Below are 17144 nucleotides of genomic sequence, written 5' to 3'. Positions count from 1 at the left end.
GGGCGTAATGCGCTGGCGAGCCAGCTCCTACAAACACGTTGGCCGTTCTAGCCGTGGGGGCCGGCTTGCCGGCGATCAGACTTTGAGTTTGCGTCGCTCTTGCGGGCGTCATCGCTGGCGAGCCAGCTCCTACCAAGTTATGCGAACAATGTATTTAGGCGGCGGGTTTGCTGCGTTCGGCGGGGCGGCGCACGCCGGCGACGATTTTATCCACAGCCTTGGTGGCCGCCACCATGCCGAAGGTCGCCGTCACCATCATCACTGCGCCAAAACCGCCGGCGCAGTCCAGCTTCACGCCGTCGCCGACAAAACTCTTCTGCAGGCAAATGCTGCCGTCCGGCTTCGGGTAGCGCAGTTGCTCGGTGGAAAACACACAAGGCACGCTGTAATGACGGGTCACGGTGCGTGAAAAACCGTAGTCGCGACGCAAAGTCGAGCGCACCTTGGAGGCCAGCGGATCGTTGAAGGTGCGGTTCAAGTCGCAGACCTGGATCAAGGTCGGGTCGATCTGCCCGCCCGCACCGCCGGTGGTGATGATCTGGATCTTGCGGCGCTTGCACCAGGCGATCAGCGCCGCCTTGGCATTCACGCTGTCGATGCAGTCGATCACGCAATCGATGTTCGGCGTGACGTACTCGGCCATGGTCTCGCGGGTCACGAAATCCGCCACCGCGTGCACCCGACAATCCGGGTTGATGCCCCGCAGGCGTTCGGCCATGACCTCGACCTTGGCCCGGCCCACGGTGCTGTCCAGGGCATGCAGTTGGCGGTTGCTGTTGCTCACACACACGTCGTCCAGGTCGAACAGCGAGATCTCGCCGACACCGCAACGGGCGATGGCTTCCGCCGCCCAGGAACCGACGCCACCGACCCCGACGATCGCCACATGGGCCGCGCGCAGCCGCTCCAGGCCCTCAATGCCATACAAACGGGCGACACCAGCAAACCGCGGATCTTCTGTACTCATGACCATTACCCCAAAAACCGGCGCGCATTATAGGGCTTCGCAACGACAAGTTTTAAGCGACAAGCTACAAGTTAAGAACTTAAGTTCAAATGCAGTGCCCAAGGTCTGGTTTTCCTCTGCGCTGTACGCTCAGTTGAGGGCCGGTGTAGGATGCCCGCCGTTTGGCGCCTGCCAACCCTCCCCTCGTTCCACACCTTTTGGAACCCGAAATAGCTATGTCATCGCGTAAATTTGGACTCAATCTGGTGATAGTGCTGGCCATTGCCGCACTGTTCACCGGTTTCTGGGCGCTGATCAATCGCCCGGTTTCGGCCCCGAACTGGCCTGAACAGATCTCCGGTTTTTCCTACTCGCCTTTCCAGCAAGGCCAGTTCCCGCAGAAAAACCAGTACCCGTCGGACGATGAGATGCGTCGCGACCTGGAGATCATGAGCAAGCTGACGGATAACATCCGCACCTACTCGGTCGACGGCAGCCTGGAGAACATCCCCAAGCTCGCCGAAGAGTTCGGCCTGCGAGTGACCCTGGGCATCTGGATCAGCCCGGACCTGGAGCGCAACGAGCGGGAAATCACCCGCGCCATCGAGATCGCCAACAGCTCCCGCAGTGTCGTGCGAGTCGTGGTGGGTAACGAAGCGATCTTCCGCAAGGAAATCACCGCCGACCAACTGTCGGTGCTGCTCGACCGGGTTCGCGCGGCGGTGAAAGTGCCGGTGACCACCTCGGAACAGTGGCACGTCTGGGAAGAACACCCGGAACTGGCCAACCACGTCGACCTGATCGCCGCGCACGTCCTGCCGTACTGGGAGTTCATCCCGGTGGACAAGGCCGGGCAATTCGTCCTCGACCGCGCCCGCGACCTGAAAAAACTGTTCCCGAAAAAGCCCCTGCTGCTTTCCGAAGTGGGCTGGCCGAGCAACGGTCGTATGCGCGGTGGCGCTGACGCCAGCCCGGCAGACCAGGCGATCTACTTGCGTACCCTGGTCAACAAGCTCAACCGCCAGGGTTACAACTACTTCGTCATCGAAGCCTTCGACCAGCCGTGGAAGGCCAGCGACGAAGGTTCCGTGGGCGCCTACTGGGGCGTGTACAACGCTGCGCGCCAGCAGAAATTCAACTTTGAAGGCCCGGTGGTGGCGATTCCGCAATGGCGGGTCCTGGCCATCGGCTCGGTGGTCCTGGCGTTGCTGTCCCTGACCCTGCTAATGATCGACGGCTCGGCCCTGCGCCAGCGTGGCCGCACCTTCCTGACCTTTATCGCCTTCCTGTGCGGGTCGGTGCTGGTGTGGATCGGCTACGACTACAGCCAGCAATACAGCACCTGGTTCAGCCTGACGGTGGGCTTCCTGCTGGCCCTCGGCGCCCTCGGGGTGTTTATCGTCTTGCTGACCGAAGCCCACGAACTGGCGGAGGCGGTCTGGACCCACAAACGCCGGCGTGAATTCCTGCCGGTGGAAGGTGAATCCGATTACCGGCCGAAAGTCTCGATCCACGTGCCCTGCTACAACGAGCCGCCGGAGATGGTCAAACAGACCCTCAACGCCCTGGCCAACCTCGACTATCCGGACTTCGAAGTCCTGATCATCGACAACAACACCAAGGACCCAGCGGTGTGGGAACCGGTGCAGGCCTATTGCGAAACCCTCGGCCCGCGCTTCAAGTTCTTCCACGTCGCGCCCCTCGCCGGCTTCAAGGGCGGTGCGCTGAACTACCTGATCCCGCACACCGCCAAAGACGCCGAAGTGATTGCGGTGATCGACTCCGACTATTGCGTCGAGCCGAACTGGCTCAAGCACATGGTGCCGCACTTCGCCGACCCGAAAATCGCCGTGGTGCAGTCGCCACAGGACTATCGCGACCAGAACGAAAGCACCTTCAAGAAGCTCTGCTACGCGGAATACAAAGGCTTCTTCCACATCGGCATGGTCACCCGTAACGACCGTGACGCGATCATCCAGCACGGCACCATGACCATGACCCGGCGTTCGGTGCTCGAAGAGCTGGGCTGGGCCGACTGGTGCATCTGTGAAGACGCCGAACTGGGCCTGCGGGTGTTCGAGAAAGGCCTGTCGGCGGCGTACTACCACACCAGCTACGGCAAGGGCCTGATGCCCGATACCTTTATCGACTTCAAGAAACAGCGCTTCCGCTGGGCCTACGGGGCGATTCAGATCATCAAGCGTCACACCGCCAGCCTGCTGCGCGGCAAGGACACCGAGCTGACCCGTGGCCAGCGCTATCACTTCCTCGCGGGCTGGCTGCCGTGGGTGGCCGATGGCATGAACATCTTCTTCACCGTCGGCGCCCTGCTGTGGTCGGCGGCGATGATCATCGTGCCGCAACGGGTCGATCCGCCGCTGCTGATCTTCGCAATCCCGCCGTTGGCGCTGTTCGTGTTCAAGGTCGGCAAGATCATCTTCCTCTACCGTCGCGCGGTGGGGGTGAACCTGACCGATGCGTTCTGCGCGGCCCTGGCCGGCCTGGCGTTGTCCCACACCATTGCCAAAGCGGTGTTGTACGGGTTCTTCACCAGCAGCATTCCGTTCTTCCGGACGCCGAAGAATGCCGATAACCACGGCTTCTGGGTGGCGATTTCGGAAGCCCGGGAAGAGTTGTTCATCATGCTGCTGTTGTGGGGCGCGGCCTTGGGGATCTTCCTGGTCCAGGGCCTGCCGAGCAACGACATGCGTTTCTGGGTGACCATGCTCCTGGTGCAGTCGCTGCCCTATCTGGCTGCACTGATCATGGCGTTCCTGTCCTCGCTGCCCAAACCGGCAGCAGAAACAGAAGAGGCACCGGCCGTCTAAATCGCTTGCACCTACTAAACGGCGGCCTCTGGCCGCGTTTTGCTTTAAGATATCCGCCATTTTGCGCGCCCTGCCCAACCCTGTAGGAGCTGGCTTGCCAGCGATGTTTTCATACGCACCGCGTTCTCGTTCCGCGCCGGCCAGCCGGCTCCTACACAATGCCTTGCACCGGAGTTCCCCATGACGGCCCACGCCGACCTTTCGCCGACCCTGCAACTTGCCTGTGATCTGATCCGCCGCCCGTCGGTGACGCCGGTCGACGCCGATTGCCAGAAGCTGATGATGCAGCGCCTGGGCGATGCCGGCTTCAAGCTGGAGCCGATGCGCATCGAGGATGTGGATAACTTCTGGGCCACCCACGGCCGCCACGAAGGCCCGGTGCTGTGCTTCGCCGGCCACACCGATGTGGTCCCTACCGGCCCGGTGCAGGCCTGGCAGAACGACCCGTTCGACGCGCTGATCGACGAACACGGCATGCTCTGCGGCCGTGGCGCGGCCGACATGAAAGGCAGCCTGGCCGCCATGCTGGTGGCCGCTGAGCGTTTTGTCGGCGACTACCCGGGCCACAAGGGCTCGGTGGCCTTCCTGATCACCAGCGACGAAGAAGGCCCGGCCCACCACGGCACCAAAGCCGTGGTCGAACGCCTGGCCGCCCGCAAAGAGCGCCTGGACTGGTGCATCGTCGGCGAGCCTTCGAGCACCAGCCTGGTGGGCGACGTGGTGAAGAACGGCCGTCGCGGCTCCCTCGGTGCCAAGCTCACGGTACGCGGCGTACAAGGCCACGTGGCCTACCCGCACCTGGCGAAGAACCCGATCCACCTGGCTGCCGTGGCCTTGGCTGAGCTGGCCGCCGAGCATTGGGACGACGGCAACGCCTTCTTCCCGCCCACCAGCTTCCAGATCTCCAACCTCAACTCCGGCACCGGCGCCACCAACGTGATCCCTGGCGAGCTGGTGGCCCTGTTCAACTTCCGCTTCTCCACCGAATCCACCGTGGAAGGCCTGCAACAGCGCGTGGCGGCGATTCTCGACAAGCACGGCCTGGACTGGCACGTGGAATGGGCACTGTCCGGCCTGCCGTTCCTCACCGAACCCGGCGCCCTGCTGGACGCGGTGTCGGCGAGCATCAAGGCCATCACCGGCCGCGAAACCAAGGCGTCCACCAGTGGCGGCACTTCCGACGGGCGCTTTATCGCCACCCTGGGCACCCAGGTGGTCGAGCTGGGCCCGGTCAACGCCACCATTCACCAGGTCAACGAGCGGGTCTTGGCCAGCGACCTCGACGTGCTGACCGAAATCTACTACCAGACCCTGATCAAGTTGCTCGCCTGATGCTCGCCTGCCCCATTTGCAATGCGCCGCTGAGCGCAGTAGACAACGGCGTGGCCTGCCCGGTCGGGCACCGTTTCGATCGTGCGCGCCAGGGTTACCTGAACCTGTTGCCGGTGCAGCACAAGAACAGCCGCGACCCGGGTGATAACCAGGCCATGGTCGAAGCTCGTCGCGACTTTCTCAACGCCGGGCACTACGCCCCGGTGGCCCGGCGCCTGGCCGAACTGGCCGCTGAGCGGGCGCCGCAACGCTGGGTCGACATCGGCTGTGGCGAGGGTTACTACACCGCGCAGCTCGCCGACGCCCTGCCCGGTGCCGACGGCTACGCCCTGGACATCTCCCGGGAAGCGATCAAGCGCGCCTGCCGCCGCAACCCCGAGCTGACCTGGTTGATCGCCAGCATGGCCCGGGTACCCCTGGCCGATGCCAGCTGCCAATTCCTGGCCAGCGTGTTCAGCCCGCTGGACTGGCAGGAGGCCAAACGCCTGCTCAGCCCCGGCGGCGGCCTGATGAAAGTCGGCCCCACCCGCGGCCACCTGATGGAACTGCGCGAGCGCCTGTACGATGAGGTGCGCGAATACACCGACGACAAGCACTTGGCCCTGGTGCCCGATGGGATGGCGCTGCAACACAGCGAAACCCTGGAGTTCACACTGAGCCTGGCGAGTGCGCAGGACCGCGCCAACCTGCTGGCGATGACGCCCCACGGCTGGCGCGCCAGTGCCGAACGCCGGGCCCAGGTCATCGAACAGGCCGAGCCGTTCGAGGTCACTGTGTCCATGCGCTACGATTATTTCGTCTTGCAATAACCCTTTAACCCACGGCCTTGAGCAACGGCTCGAGGCCGAATAAATCCGCGAATGGATTTTTCAGACCGGCAGTGAGGACATCCATGCGCCAGCCCGATATCGAGATTTACCTGAAAGACGCCGACGTCGACTACAAGGCCATCGCCGCCTGGCTCGGCAGCGCTTTGGGCCCCTGCACCGACTGGGTACAGAAAGGCCAGACCTTCAAGTGCAAGGCCGGAACCGTACCCGTGACCTGGCTGCCCAAAGCCGTGGGCAAGTGGAACAGCCTGTACCTGGAAAGCGACCAGACCCCGTGGGACGACGACATCGCCTGCGCCCGCGCCGCCTTCGCTGCGCTGAACGTCGAAGTGCGCTGTGCACCGGGTACCTGGGTCGAGGAAGAAGGCGAAGAAACCGCCGACCGCTGGATTCGCATCAGCGTTGACGGTGAAGAAGAAATTACTTGGAAGACGGCTTAAAAAGCAGCGGCAAGCTACAAGCGGCAAGTCTCAAGCTGAACCGCTTGCAGCTTGTAGCTCGCACCTACAGACCTACAACATCCTCAGCCTGCAACCCCTTCTCCCCCGTCACCACCGCATATTCCACTTGCTGGCCTTCAGCCAGTGAGCGATGGCCTTCGCCACGAATCGCCCGGTAGTGCACAAAGACATCCGCCCCGCCTTCACGTTGAATGAAGCCGTAACCCTTGGCGTCGTTGAACCACTTCACATTGCCGGTCTCGCGAGTAGACATGAATCCATACCTCATTTTTTTATTATTGGATTGGCGCACTGCAACCAAACCTTGAGAACTTTCCCTCGACCTGCCTCTCTATGAGTGGAAGCCATGCGGCCGCGGGAGAGTCGGCCGAGTATATGACAGGCGTAAAAACTCTCAACTCAATCTTGTTTCGGCGCTTTTTTGCCGATTTTCGGTGAATCCGGCACACTACCGGCCCCGAGCGCCTGCTCGGTTTTTATTCACTCATGCAGAAGCCGTATGACCCGCTCCCCGATCCGCCGTCTTGTGTTTGGCACCTTGCGCCGACTGCTGTATCTCTGGGTTCGCTCCGAGACCATCAACCAGTCGTCCTTCACCCTCGACCTCGACCGCAGCCGACCGGTGTTCTACGTCCTGCAAAACCCCTCGCTGACCGACCTGGCGGTGGTCGACGCCGAGTGCACCAAGGCCGGCCTGCCGCGTCCGGTGCTGCCAGTGGCGGTGGGTAGCCTGCTGGAACCGGCGGCCTTCTTCTACCTGACCCCGGAACCGGACTGGCTTGGCCGCCAGGACAAGCGCGGCGCACCGCCGACCCTGACCCGCCTGGTCAGTGCCCTGACGCAAAACGCCGCCGAAGACGCGCAGATCATTCCGGTCAGCGTGTTTTGGGGCCAGTCGCCGGACAGCGAGTCCAGCCCCTGGAAACTCCTGTTCGCCGACAGTTGGGCCGTCACCGGACGCCTGCGCCGGCTGCTGAGCATCATGATCCTGGGGCGAAAGACCCGGGTGCAGTTCTCGGCGCCAATCAACCTGCGTGAACTGATCGAACACAATAAGGGCCACGAGCGCACCGTGCGCATGGCCCAGCGCATCCTGCGGGTGCACTTTCGCAACCTCAAGGCGGCAGTGATCGGCCCGGATATTTCCCACCGGCGCAACCTGGTCAAGGGCCTGCTCAACCAACCCCTGGTCAAGCAAGCGATTCTCGAAGAGGCGGAGCGCGAAAAGATCGCCCCGGAAAAAGCCAAGGCCCAGGCCCTGCGCTACGGCAACGAGATCGCCTCGGACTACACCTACACGGCAATCCGCTTCCTGGAAGTGGTGCTCAGCTGGTTCTGGAACAAGATCTACGACGGGATCAAGGTCAACAACATCGAAGGCGTGCAAAAGGTCGCCCAGGGTCACGAAGTGATCTACGTGCCCTGCCACCGCAGCCACATCGACTACCTGCTGCTCTCTTACCTACTGTTCCGCAACGGCCTGACCCCACCGCACATTGCCGCCGGGATCAACCTCAACATGCCGGTGATCGGCAGCCTGCTGCGGCGCGGCGGCGCGTTCTTCATGCGCCGCACTTTCAAGGGCAACCCGCTCTACACCTCGGTGTTCAACGAGTACCTGCACACCCTGTTCACCAAGGGTTTCCCGGTGGAGTACTTCGTCGAGGGCGGCCGTTCGCGCACCGGGCGCATGCTGCAACCCAAGACCGGCATGCTGGCCATCACCCTGCGCAGCTTCCTGCGGTCCTCGCGCATGCCCATCGTCTTCGTGCCGGTGTACATCGGCTACGAGCGGGTGCTGGAAGGTCGCACCTACCTGGGCGAGCTGCGTGGCGCGAGCAAGAAGAAAGAATCGATCTTCGACATCTTCAAGGTCATTGGCGCCCTCAAGCAGCGCTTCGGCCAGGTGGCGGTGAACTTCGGCGAGCCGATCAAGCTGGCGGAGTTCCTCGACCAGGAGCAGCCGGACTGGCGCAGTCAGGAACTGGGCCCGCAATTCCGCCCGGCCTGGCTCAACGAAACCACCAACCGCCTCGGCGAGCGGGTGGCTCAGCACCTTAACGAAGCGGCTGCGATCAACCCAGTGAACCTGGTGGCCCTGGCGCTGCTGTCCACCAGCCGCCTGGCCCTGGACGACCGTGCCATGGCTCGGGTGCTGGACCTGTACCTGGCGCTGCTGCGCCGGGTGCCCTACTCGCCCCACACCACGCTGCCGGAAGGCGATGGGCAGGCGCTGATCGAGCATGTGAAGGACATGAAGCTGTTGTCCGAGCAGAACGACGCCCTGGGCAAGATCCTCTATCTGGATGAGCAGAATGCCGTCCTGATGACCTATTACCGCAACAACGTGCTGCACATTTTCGCCCTTCCGGCGCTGCTGGCGAGCTTCTTCCAGAGCTCGTCGCGCATGAGCCGCGAACAGATCCTGCGCTACACCCGCGCGCTCTATCCCTACCTGCAGTCGGAGCTGTTCATCCGCTGGTCCCTGGAAGAACTGGACAGCGTGGTTGACCAGTGGCTGGAGGCCTTTGTCGAACAGGGGCTGCTGCGTTTCGAGAAAGACGCTTACCTGCGACCCGCTCCAAGTTCGCGGCACTTTGTGTTGCTGACCCTGCTGTCCAAGAGCATCGCCCAGACCCTGCAACGCTTCTACATGGCCATTTCCCTGTTGCTCAACAGCGGCCAGAACAGCATCAGCGCCGAAGAACTGGAAGACCTGTGCACGGTCATGGCCCAGCGCCTGTCGATTCTCCATGGCCTGAACGCCCCGGAGTTCTTCGACAAAAGCCTGTTCCGGCACTTTATCCAGACCTTGCTCGACCTCGACGTGCTGCGCCGCGACGCCGCCGGCAAGCTCAGCTACCACGAACTGCTGGGGGACCTGGCCGAAGGCGCGGCCAAACGCGTGCTGCCGGCGGAGATTCGCCTGTCGATCCGCCAGGTCGCCCTGCACCGCAGCGAAGATGCCGCCGATCAGGTCGCGGCGCCTGAGCAAAGCGACTAGATTCTTATGGGCGCCTGGCAACTTCAGGCGCGCCGATACGGAGATCCTCCATGAAGAAACTCATCCTGCTGGCCGTCACCACCCTGCTCGGGGCCTGTCAGACCATGCACCCGGCCGCCAAGCTCGACGGTGAAGTCTTCTACCTGCAACGTATTGCCTTGCCGCCAGACGCCACCCTGAGCGTCAGCCTGCAGGACGTGTCCCTGGCCGATGCCCCCGCGGTCATCCTGGCCGAGCAGAAAGGCCCGGTAAAAGGCCAGGTTCCGCTGCCCTTCCACCTCAACTACGACCCGGCCCAGGTCAAGCCCGGCCATCGCTATTCGGTCAGCGCGCGGATCGAAGTGGACGGCCAACTGATGTTTATCACCACCGAAAACCACGCGGTGCAACTCGACGGCAGCGACCTGCAGCCGTTGAAAATCCGCGTCGACGCAGTCCGTTAATCCCCCCCTTTTTTGCACAAGGAAGCCGTCATGCTCCGTTCCTCCCTGCGTTTCACCAGCCTGTGCGCCGGTTTGCTGATTTCCGCCAGCGCCCTGGCCTTGTCCCTCAGTGACCTGTCCCAGGGCGACGCCTCCGGCGGTCTCAAGGACGCCCTGACCCAAGGCGCGCAAATCGCCGTCAAGCAACTGGGCACCCCGGGCGGCTTCAGCGGCAACCCGGACGTGCGCATCGAGCTGCCGGGCAACCTGGGCAAAGTGGCGAAAAAAATGAAGCAGTTCGGCATGGGCGACCAGGTCGATCAACTGGAAGCCAGCATGAACAAGGCCGCCGAAGCGGCCGTGCCACAAGCCCAGGCGCTGCTGGTGGATGCAGTGAAGAAAATGACTGTGTCTGACGCCAAAGGCATTCTCAGCGGTGGCAAGGATTCCGCCACCCAGTACCTGGACAAGAGCAGCCGCGAGCAGATCCGCGCCAAGTTCCTGCCAATCGTCAAACAAGCCACCGACCAGGTCGGTCTGGCCAAGCAGTACAACTCCTTTGCCGGCCAGGCCGCGACCCTGGGCGTACTGGACGCCAAGAGCGCCAACATCGAAAACTACGTCACCGAGCAGGCGCTCAATGGCCTGTTTGAGATGATCGGCAAGCAGGAAGAAACCATCCGCAAAAACCCGGCAGCCGCGGCCACCAGCCTGGCCAAGAAAGTCTTCGGCACCCTGTAAACCCGCCCCTCCTCACACACCCCGTAGCTGGCTTGCCAGCGATAGCGTTCTCAAGGGCAACACCTGCCTTGAGGACCTCTCGCCGGCAAGCCGGTTCCTACCAATGGGGTTATGTCTTTTTCACGCGGAACCAGGCGGCGTAGAGGGCTGGCAGGAACAACAGGGTGAGGGCCGTCGCTACAATCAGCCCGCCCATGATCGCCACCGCCATCGGGCCGAAGAACACACTGCGTGACAGTGGGATCATCGCCAAGACCGCCGCCAGGGCCGTCAGCACGATGGGCCGGAAACGCCGCACGGTGGCTTCGATGATCGCGTCCCACGGGCGCATGCCTGCCGCAATGTCCTGTTCGATCTGATCCACCAGGATCACCGAGTTGCGCATGATCATCCCCGACAGGGCAATGGTCCCCAGCATCGCCACAAACCCGAAGGGCTGGCGGAACACCAAGAGGAACAGGGTCACGCCGATCAAGCCCAGGGGCGCTGTGAGGAACACCATCAGGGTGCGCGAGAAACTGCGCAGCTGCAGCATCAGCAAACTCAACACCACCACGATAAACAGCGGCACGCCGGCCTTGACCGAGTTTTGCCCGCGGCTGGAATCCTCGACAGTGCCGCCCACGTCCAGCAAGTAACCGTCCGGCAACTCGGCACGCACCGACTCCAGGGACGGCAAAATCTGCTGCACCAGGGTCGCCGGTTGTTCCTTGCCGTAGATATCGGCCCGCACCGTCACGTTGGGCAAGCGGTTACGGTGCCAGATCACGCCCTCTTCGAAGCCGTACTCAAGCGTCGCGATCTGCGCCAGCGACACGCTGCGGCCATTGTCGGTGGGCACCGCCAGGCTGGGCAGCGACGACAATGCCGTGCGCTCCTGGGGCGTGCCACGCAGGAGAATTTCGATCAACTCGTTACCTTCGCGATACTGGCTGACACTGGAGCCGGTGAGCGAGCTTTGGAGGAATTTCGACAAGTTGGCGGTGCTCACGCCCAAGGCCCGAGCGCGGTCCTGATCGATGTTGAGATAAATCACCTTGCTCGGTTCTTCCCAGTCCAGGTGCACGTTGACCACGTAGGGGTTCTCCCGCACCTTGGCCGCCACTTTGCGAGCCAGGGCGCGAACCTCATCAATGTGCTCGCCGGTCACCCGGAACTGCACCGGGTAGCCCACCGGCGGACCGTTCTCCAGCCGCGTGACCCGTGAACGCAGGGCCGGGAACTGCTCGTTGAGGGTTTCAATCAGCCAGGTACGCAGGCTTTCCCGCTCTTCGATGCTGTTCGCCAGGACCACGAACTGGGCGAAGCTGGTGGCCGGCAGTTGCTGGTCCAGTGGCAGGTAGAAACGCGGCGAGCCCGTACCCACATACGCCACATAGTTATCAATGCCGGCATGGCCCTTGAGCAAGGCTTCCAGGCGCTTGACCTCATCCGCGGTGTTGCTCAGGGACGCGCCTTCAGCCAGCTTCAGGTCGACCATCAGCTCCAGGCGCCCGGAGGCCGGGAAGAATTGCTGAGGCACGAAGCGAAACAGCACCACCGAGCCCACGAACAGCACCACGGTCAGGGTAATCACCGTCTTGCGCCGCTCCACACACCAACCCACCACGCGCCGCACCCGCTGGTAGAACGGGGTGCCGTGAGGGTCGTTCTGGCCATCGTCCGTGCCGTGCTTGGCGGCATGCCGCTTCGCCAGGTCCGGCAGCAGCTTGTCCCCCAGATACGGAACGAAGACCACCGCGGCGATCCAGGACGCCACCAGGGCGATGGTCACCACCTGGAAGATCGAACGGGTGTACTCGCCGGTGCCAGACTGCGCCGTGGCAATCGGCAGGAACCCCGCCGCAGTAATCAGGGTGCCGGTGAGCATGGGGAAGGCGGTGCTGGTCCAGGCAAAGCTGGCGGCCTTGAAGCGGTCGAAGCCTTGCTCCATTTTGATCGCCATCATTTCCACCGCGATGATCGCGTCGTCCACCAGCAAGCCCAGGGCCAGGACCAGGGCGCCCAGGGAAATCTTGTGCAGGCCGATGCCAAAGTAATACATGGCGGCGAAGGTCATGGCCAAGACCAAGGGAATGGCCAGCGCCACCACCATGCCGGTGCGCATACCCAGGGAGAAAAAGCTCACTAGCAGCACAATGATCAAGGCTTCGGCCAAGACTTTGACGAACTCGCCAACCCCGGTTTTCACCGCTGCCGGCTGATCGGAAACCTTGTGCAACTGCATGCCTGCCGGCAGGTTGTTCTGGATCCGCGCAAACTCGCTTTCCAGGGCCTTGCCCAGCACCAGGATGTCGCCGCCCTCCTTCATCGCCACCGCGAGGCCGATAGCGTCTTGCCCCATAAAGCGCATGCGCGGCGCCGGTGGGTCATTGAAGCCGCGACGCACATCGGCCACATCATCGATGCGCAGGGTGCGATCACCAATGCGGATCGGGAAGGCGCGGATTTGCTCCACCGTCTGGAAGTTGCCGGAGACACGCAGTTGCAGACGCTCGCTGGCGGTTTCAAAGAAACCGGCAGTGGACACCGCGTTCTGCTGCTCCAGCGCCTGTTGCACCGCTGCCATGGGCAAACCGAGGGTGGCCAGTTTGAGGTTCGACAGTTCGATCCAGATCTTCTCGTCCTGCTGCCCCTCCAGCTCGACCTTGCCCACATCCTTGACCCGCTGCAGCTGCAGTTGCACCCGGTCGGCGTAATCCTTGAGCACCGCGTAATCGAAGCCCTCCCCCGTCAGTGCGTAGATATTGCCGAAGGTGGTGCCGAACTCGTCATTGAAAAACGGCCCTTGAACACCGGGCGGCAGGGTCTGGCGGATGTCGCTGATCTTCTTGCGCACCTGGTACCAGAGGTCGGGGATTTCATTGGAGTGCATGGAGTCCCGGGCGACGAAGGTCACCATCGACTCGCCGGGCCGGGAGAACGAGACGATGCGGTCGTACTCACCGGTTTCCATCAGTTTCTTTTCAATGCGCTCAGTGACCTGGCGCGACACTTCCTCGGCCGTTGCTCCGGGCCAGTTGGTGCGGATGATCATGGCCTTGAAAGTGAAGGGCGGGTCTTCGCTCTGCCCCAGCTTGGTGTAGGAAAGCGCCCCGACGATGGCCAGCAACAGCATCATGAACAGGACGATCTGGCGATTGCGCAACGCCCAGGCGGAAAGGTTGAAATCCATCGGGGATTACTCCTTGGCCGCCAGGTTGACCACACGGTTGTCGCGGTCCACCGGACGCACGGACTGCCCCTCATGCAGCACATGCACGCCGGCCGCCACCACCCAATCGCTGGCACTCAGGCCCTCGAGCACCGGAACGCTTTTCTCGCCAAAGGCACCGACCCGCACAGGGGTCTTGCGCAGGGTGTTGTGGGCATCCACGCGCCAGACATAGGTGGCGCCGTTCTCGGCGGTCACCGCCGCCAGGGGCACGGTCAAAGCCACCGCCTCGGCACTCTGGATAAACACGCGGGCACTCTGCCCGAGTTCAGCCGGCTGCTTGCCGGCGTTGAAAGCGATCCGTGCAGCGAAGGTCCGGGATTTCGGATCCGCCGCCGGAGACAGCTCACGAATATGCCCGGCAAAACGCTGGCCGGGTTGGGTCCAGAGTTCGATGGCCACCGGCTGCCCGACCTTGATTCGGCCGAAACTCTGTTCCGGGAAGCTGATGGAGACTTCACGCTCGCCGTCCGCCGCGAGGGTGAAGACGGTTTGCCCCGCCGCCACCACTTGCCCCACTTCCACCGCGCGCTTGGCCACGACACCGTCCTGGGGCGCCCGCAGCACGGAATAGCCCGCCTGATTGTTGGCGACGTCAAACTCGGCCTTGATCTGCTGCAAACGGGCGGCGCCCGCGCGATAGAGGTTCTCGGCATTGTCGTATTGCGAATGGCTGACCATCTGCCGATCCAGCAGGGTCTTGTAGCGGTCTCGTTCGGCGCGCACCAGGTTGAGGTTGGCCTCGGCGGCCGAGACCTGGGCGCGGGTGGCTTGCAGTTGCAGGCGCACATCCTGGGGATCGAGTTCGGCCAGAGGTTGATTGGCCTTGACCCGATCACCCTCTTCTACCAGTCGTCGACTGACTTTGCCGCCGATGCGAAAGCCCAGCTCCGGCTCGTAGCGTGCCCGCACCTCGCCCGGATAACTGTCCGCGGCCTGCGACGAAGGCTCTGGCTGGACCACCATGGCCGGACGCACAACACTTTGAGTCGGCTCCTCATGCCCACAAGCAGACAGAAAAAAAGCCAGGCTGACTGGCAAAGCGAGGGGCAAGGCATAGCGGAACATGGCGAGAGACCTTTCGCTAATGGAGCTTGGAATAATTATACTGGCCGGTATGTTATTAATAGCAAACTCACCAGTCCAGTATTAAAAGCGAAAAATGTCCGACAATAATTCTGCAAATGTTGGCCCAGGTCGGCCCAAGGATCTGGCCAAGCGCCAGGCCATCCTCGAGGCCGCCAAAGACCTGTTCCTGAGCAAGGGTTACGCCAATACCAGCATGGATGCTGTCGCCACCGCCGCCGGGGTTTCCAAACTCACGGTGTACAGCCATTTCACCGACAAAGAGACCCTGTTCTCCGCCGCCGTGGTCGCCAAGTGCGAGGAGCAACTGCCGACCTTGATCTTCGAACTGCCGGAGGGCATGTCCGTCGAAAAGGTTCTATTGAACGTTGCCCGGGGCTTTCACCTGCTGATCAACAGTGACGAGTCGGTGAACCTGCATCGCCTGATCATGACCCTGGGCAGCCAGGACCCTAAGCTTTCGCAGATATTTCTCGAAGCCGGCCCCGAGCGCGTGCTCACCGGCATGGAACGCCTGCTGGGCAAGGTCAACCAGACCGGCACCCTGAGCATCGACAAACCGCGCAACGCCGCCGAGCACTTCTTCTGCATGCTCAAGGGCGGGGCGAATTTTCGTTTGCTGTATGGCTGCGGCGAGGCCTTGCGCGGCGAGGCTGCGGAGGCCCATGTGCAGGAAGTGGTGAGGTTGTTTATGCGGGCCTACCGCCCCTAGGGGCAGCCAAGCGCTGCCCGCGCAAACGTGTTGCTGCAACGCTTTGGCCCGCGCTCAGGGCCTGCCGTTCAGGCCTTGAGAGCCTTCTTCGGATAGATGTCGTAGCGACTGGACTTGCCCTCCAGACCATGGCTCGGCTTCGGCCCTTCAATGCATGGCGCCTTGCGCGGACGCTTGACCACCACCCGATGACTGGCCAGGGCCAGGGCCGCCGCCAGCAAAGCCGGTGCATCCAGGTCATCGCCCACCAGCGGCCGGAACAGGCGCATTTCCTTCTTCACCAGGGCGGTTTTCTCACGATGGGGAAACATCGGGTCCAGGTAGATGACTTGGGGCGGCTCGCCTTCCCAGTTGCGCATCACCTCGATGGAGTTGCCTTTGAGCAGGTGCATGCGGGCGACGATGGGCGCGACATCGAAGTCCGTCGCAGCCCGTGCCAGGCCATCCTCCAGCAAGGCGCCGATCAGCGGCTGGCGTTCGATGAGGCTCATCTCGCAACCCAGGCTCGCCAGTACGAACGCATCCTTGCCCAAGCCGGCCGTGGCATCCAGCACCCGCGGGCGCACGCCCTGGGCCACGCCCACCGCCTTGGCGATCATCTGCCCGCTGCCGCCGCCGTACAGCCGCCGGTGAGCCGCGCCACCCTCGACAAAATCCACCCGCACCGGCCCCGGCGCGTCCGGCCCCAACTGCTGCAACTGCAAGCCTTGTTCACCCAATTGCAAGGCGAACTCGGCGTCATCGATCTGCAACGGCAGGCTTAAACGCTCGGCCCACTGCTCGGCCGGGCCCTGGAATTCATCGCTCAAGGCCTGGACTTTGATGCGGCAGGCCGCAGGTTGCTCACTCATCAGAAAACACACTCAAAAAATTAATGATCGGCAAAAACGGCCGATAACAAAACTATCGGGCATTTTGCCAGAGCTGAGCGTCGACCGAGAGCAATGTCAGACATTCGATCCACCTCCATAGGTTATATCTCGCCCCACGGCGACTATGGCCTGCGCAACTCCCAGGCACTGAGCGGCGTCAGCCACCTGTGGCAGGACTTCTTTGCCCAGGCCCTGGCCGAGCAACGGGGTGAGGGTGCGGGGGTTGAGCCGACAGCATTGGTGGCCGTGGACGGCCCGGTCGAACCCAGTGGCGGCAGCGACCTGCTGGCGCAAATCGTGACCCAGCGCCATTGCGACGTAAAAGACACCGAGATTCGTCCGCCAGAGCCGCTGTTCCTGCCGATCGCCGAATTCGAGACCGAACTGCTGGACAAGCCGTTCCCGCCCTTCCCCGAGGACGAAATCCTCGCTCAGCAGGCCCAACAGAACTTCGAGAGCGGCTGGGTTCGCCCGATCGTGCTCAACGCCGGTCAGCCGCTGCCAGAGCCGGGCCCGGCGCCACATCCGCGCCCGCTGCACCTGCCGATCGCCGAGTTCGAACTGGACCTGCTGGACAAACCGGCCACGCCGTTCCCGCCTGAAGAACTCATCGAGCAGCAGAAGCAATTCGACTTCGACATCCGCTGGGCCCGTCCGCTAGTCCTGCAAAACCTGCGCATCGCCGCCTAAGCCTCA

14 protein-coding genes are annotated in these 17144 nt (G+C 62.8%); 9 read left to right on the top strand and 5 right to left on the bottom strand.

The window, feature by feature from the left end; genetic code table 11:
- Positions 1-154: 154 nt before the first annotated feature.
- On the bottom strand, positions 155-973 hold the full coding sequence (tcdA, locus tag M1B34_RS03255) for a tRNA cyclic N6-threonylcarbamoyladenosine(37) synthase TcdA (RefSeq protein WP_268264428.1): 819 nt from the start codon (positions 971-973) through the stop codon (positions 155-157).
- A 209-nt stretch (positions 974-1182) separates the two neighbouring features.
- Here tcdA and M1B34_RS03250 point away from each other — a divergent pair, with 209 nt between their 5' ends.
- The 4 genes from M1B34_RS03250 to M1B34_RS03235 all read left to right on the top strand — a co-directional run bounded on the left by M1B34_RS03250 (position 1183) and on the right by M1B34_RS03235 (position 6376).
- Entirely contained in the window at positions 1183-3774 is a 2592-nt protein-coding gene (locus tag M1B34_RS03250) for a glycosyltransferase (RefSeq protein WP_268264427.1), read from the top strand.
- A 180-nt stretch (positions 3775-3954) separates the two neighbouring features.
- Positions 3955-5106, top strand: coding sequence for a succinyl-diaminopimelate desuccinylase (gene dapE, locus M1B34_RS03245; protein ID WP_268264426.1), 1152 nt, complete (start codon positions 3955-3957; stop codon positions 5104-5106).
- Positions 5106-5915 carry a putative RNA methyltransferase gene (locus M1B34_RS03240; RefSeq protein ID WP_268264425.1) on the top strand — a complete coding sequence of 270 codons (810 nt, stop codon included), beginning with the start codon at positions 5106-5108 and terminating at the stop codon, positions 5913-5915. The genes dapE and M1B34_RS03240 overlap by 1 nt, the downstream gene beginning before the upstream one ends.
- Positions 5916-5998: 83 nt before the next feature.
- Positions 5999-6376: a hypothetical protein gene (locus tag M1B34_RS03235; protein WP_123336728.1), complete on the top strand. Its 378-nt coding sequence runs from the start codon at positions 5999-6001 to the stop codon at positions 6374-6376.
- 64 nt (positions 6377-6440) lie between these two features.
- Here M1B34_RS03235 and M1B34_RS03230 read toward each other — a convergent pair whose 3' ends face one another.
- Complete coding sequence (locus M1B34_RS03230; RefSeq protein ID WP_123336730.1) at positions 6441-6650, bottom strand: cold-shock protein; 210 nt, start codon at positions 6648-6650, stop codon at positions 6441-6443.
- 246 nt (positions 6651-6896) lie between these two features.
- Between M1B34_RS03230 and plsB the strand changes: the two genes are divergently transcribed.
- The 3 genes from plsB to M1B34_RS03215 are packed head-to-tail and all read left to right on the top strand — an operon-like array spanning position 6897 to position 10564.
- Positions 6897-9401 carry a glycerol-3-phosphate 1-O-acyltransferase PlsB gene (gene plsB, locus M1B34_RS03225; protein WP_268264424.1) on the top strand — a complete coding sequence of 835 codons (2505 nt, stop codon included), beginning with the start codon at positions 6897-6899 and terminating at the stop codon, positions 9399-9401.
- Positions 9402-9451: 50 nt separating this feature from the next.
- Entirely contained in the window at positions 9452-9844 is a 393-nt protein-coding gene (locus tag M1B34_RS03220) for a YbaY family lipoprotein (RefSeq protein ID WP_123336734.1), read from the top strand.
- A 30-nt stretch (positions 9845-9874) separates the two neighbouring features.
- On the top strand, positions 9875-10564 hold the full coding sequence (locus M1B34_RS03215) for a DUF4197 domain-containing protein (RefSeq protein WP_123336736.1): 690 nt from the start codon (positions 9875-9877) through the stop codon (positions 10562-10564).
- Positions 10565-10673: 109 nt separating this feature from the next.
- Here M1B34_RS03215 and M1B34_RS03210 read toward each other — a convergent pair whose 3' ends face one another.
- Both M1B34_RS03210 and M1B34_RS03205 read right to left on the bottom strand, forming a co-directional pair.
- Positions 10674-13739 (bottom strand): efflux RND transporter permease subunit, encoded by a 3066-nt coding sequence (locus M1B34_RS03210; protein ID WP_268264423.1) that lies wholly within the window; start codon positions 13737-13739, stop codon positions 10674-10676.
- Positions 13740-13745: 6 nt separating this feature from the next.
- On the bottom strand, positions 13746-14846 hold the full coding sequence (locus tag M1B34_RS03205) for an efflux RND transporter periplasmic adaptor subunit (protein ID WP_268264422.1): 1101 nt from the start codon (positions 14844-14846) through the stop codon (positions 13746-13748).
- A 94-nt stretch (positions 14847-14940) separates the two neighbouring features.
- Here M1B34_RS03205 and M1B34_RS03200 point away from each other — a divergent pair, with 94 nt between their 5' ends.
- Positions 14941-15576 carry a TetR/AcrR family transcriptional regulator gene (locus M1B34_RS03200; protein ID WP_123336741.1) on the top strand — a complete coding sequence of 212 codons (636 nt, stop codon included), beginning with the start codon at positions 14941-14943 and terminating at the stop codon, positions 15574-15576.
- Between the two features lie 68 nt (positions 15577-15644).
- Here M1B34_RS03200 and M1B34_RS03195 read toward each other — a convergent pair whose 3' ends face one another.
- Positions 15645-16427, bottom strand: a complete 783-nt coding sequence (locus M1B34_RS03195) for a class I SAM-dependent methyltransferase (RefSeq protein ID WP_123336743.1) — start codon at positions 16425-16427, stop codon at positions 15645-15647.
- A gap of 93 nt (positions 16428-16520) precedes the next feature.
- Between M1B34_RS03195 and M1B34_RS03190 the strand changes: the two genes are divergently transcribed.
- Entirely contained in the window at positions 16521-17138 is a 618-nt protein-coding gene (locus tag M1B34_RS03190) for an energy transducer TonB (RefSeq protein WP_123336744.1), read from the top strand.
- The last annotated feature ends 6 nt before the right edge of the window (positions 17139-17144 follow it).

Origin of the sequence: Pseudomonas morbosilactucae (assembly GCF_023241715.1) — a bacterium.
Taxonomy (GTDB): domain Bacteria; phylum Pseudomonadota; class Gammaproteobacteria; order Pseudomonadales; family Pseudomonadaceae; genus Aquipseudomonas; species Aquipseudomonas morbosilactucae.
Note: the sequence above shows the minus strand (reverse complement) of the source record. Positions and strands in the feature narration are given on the sequence as shown.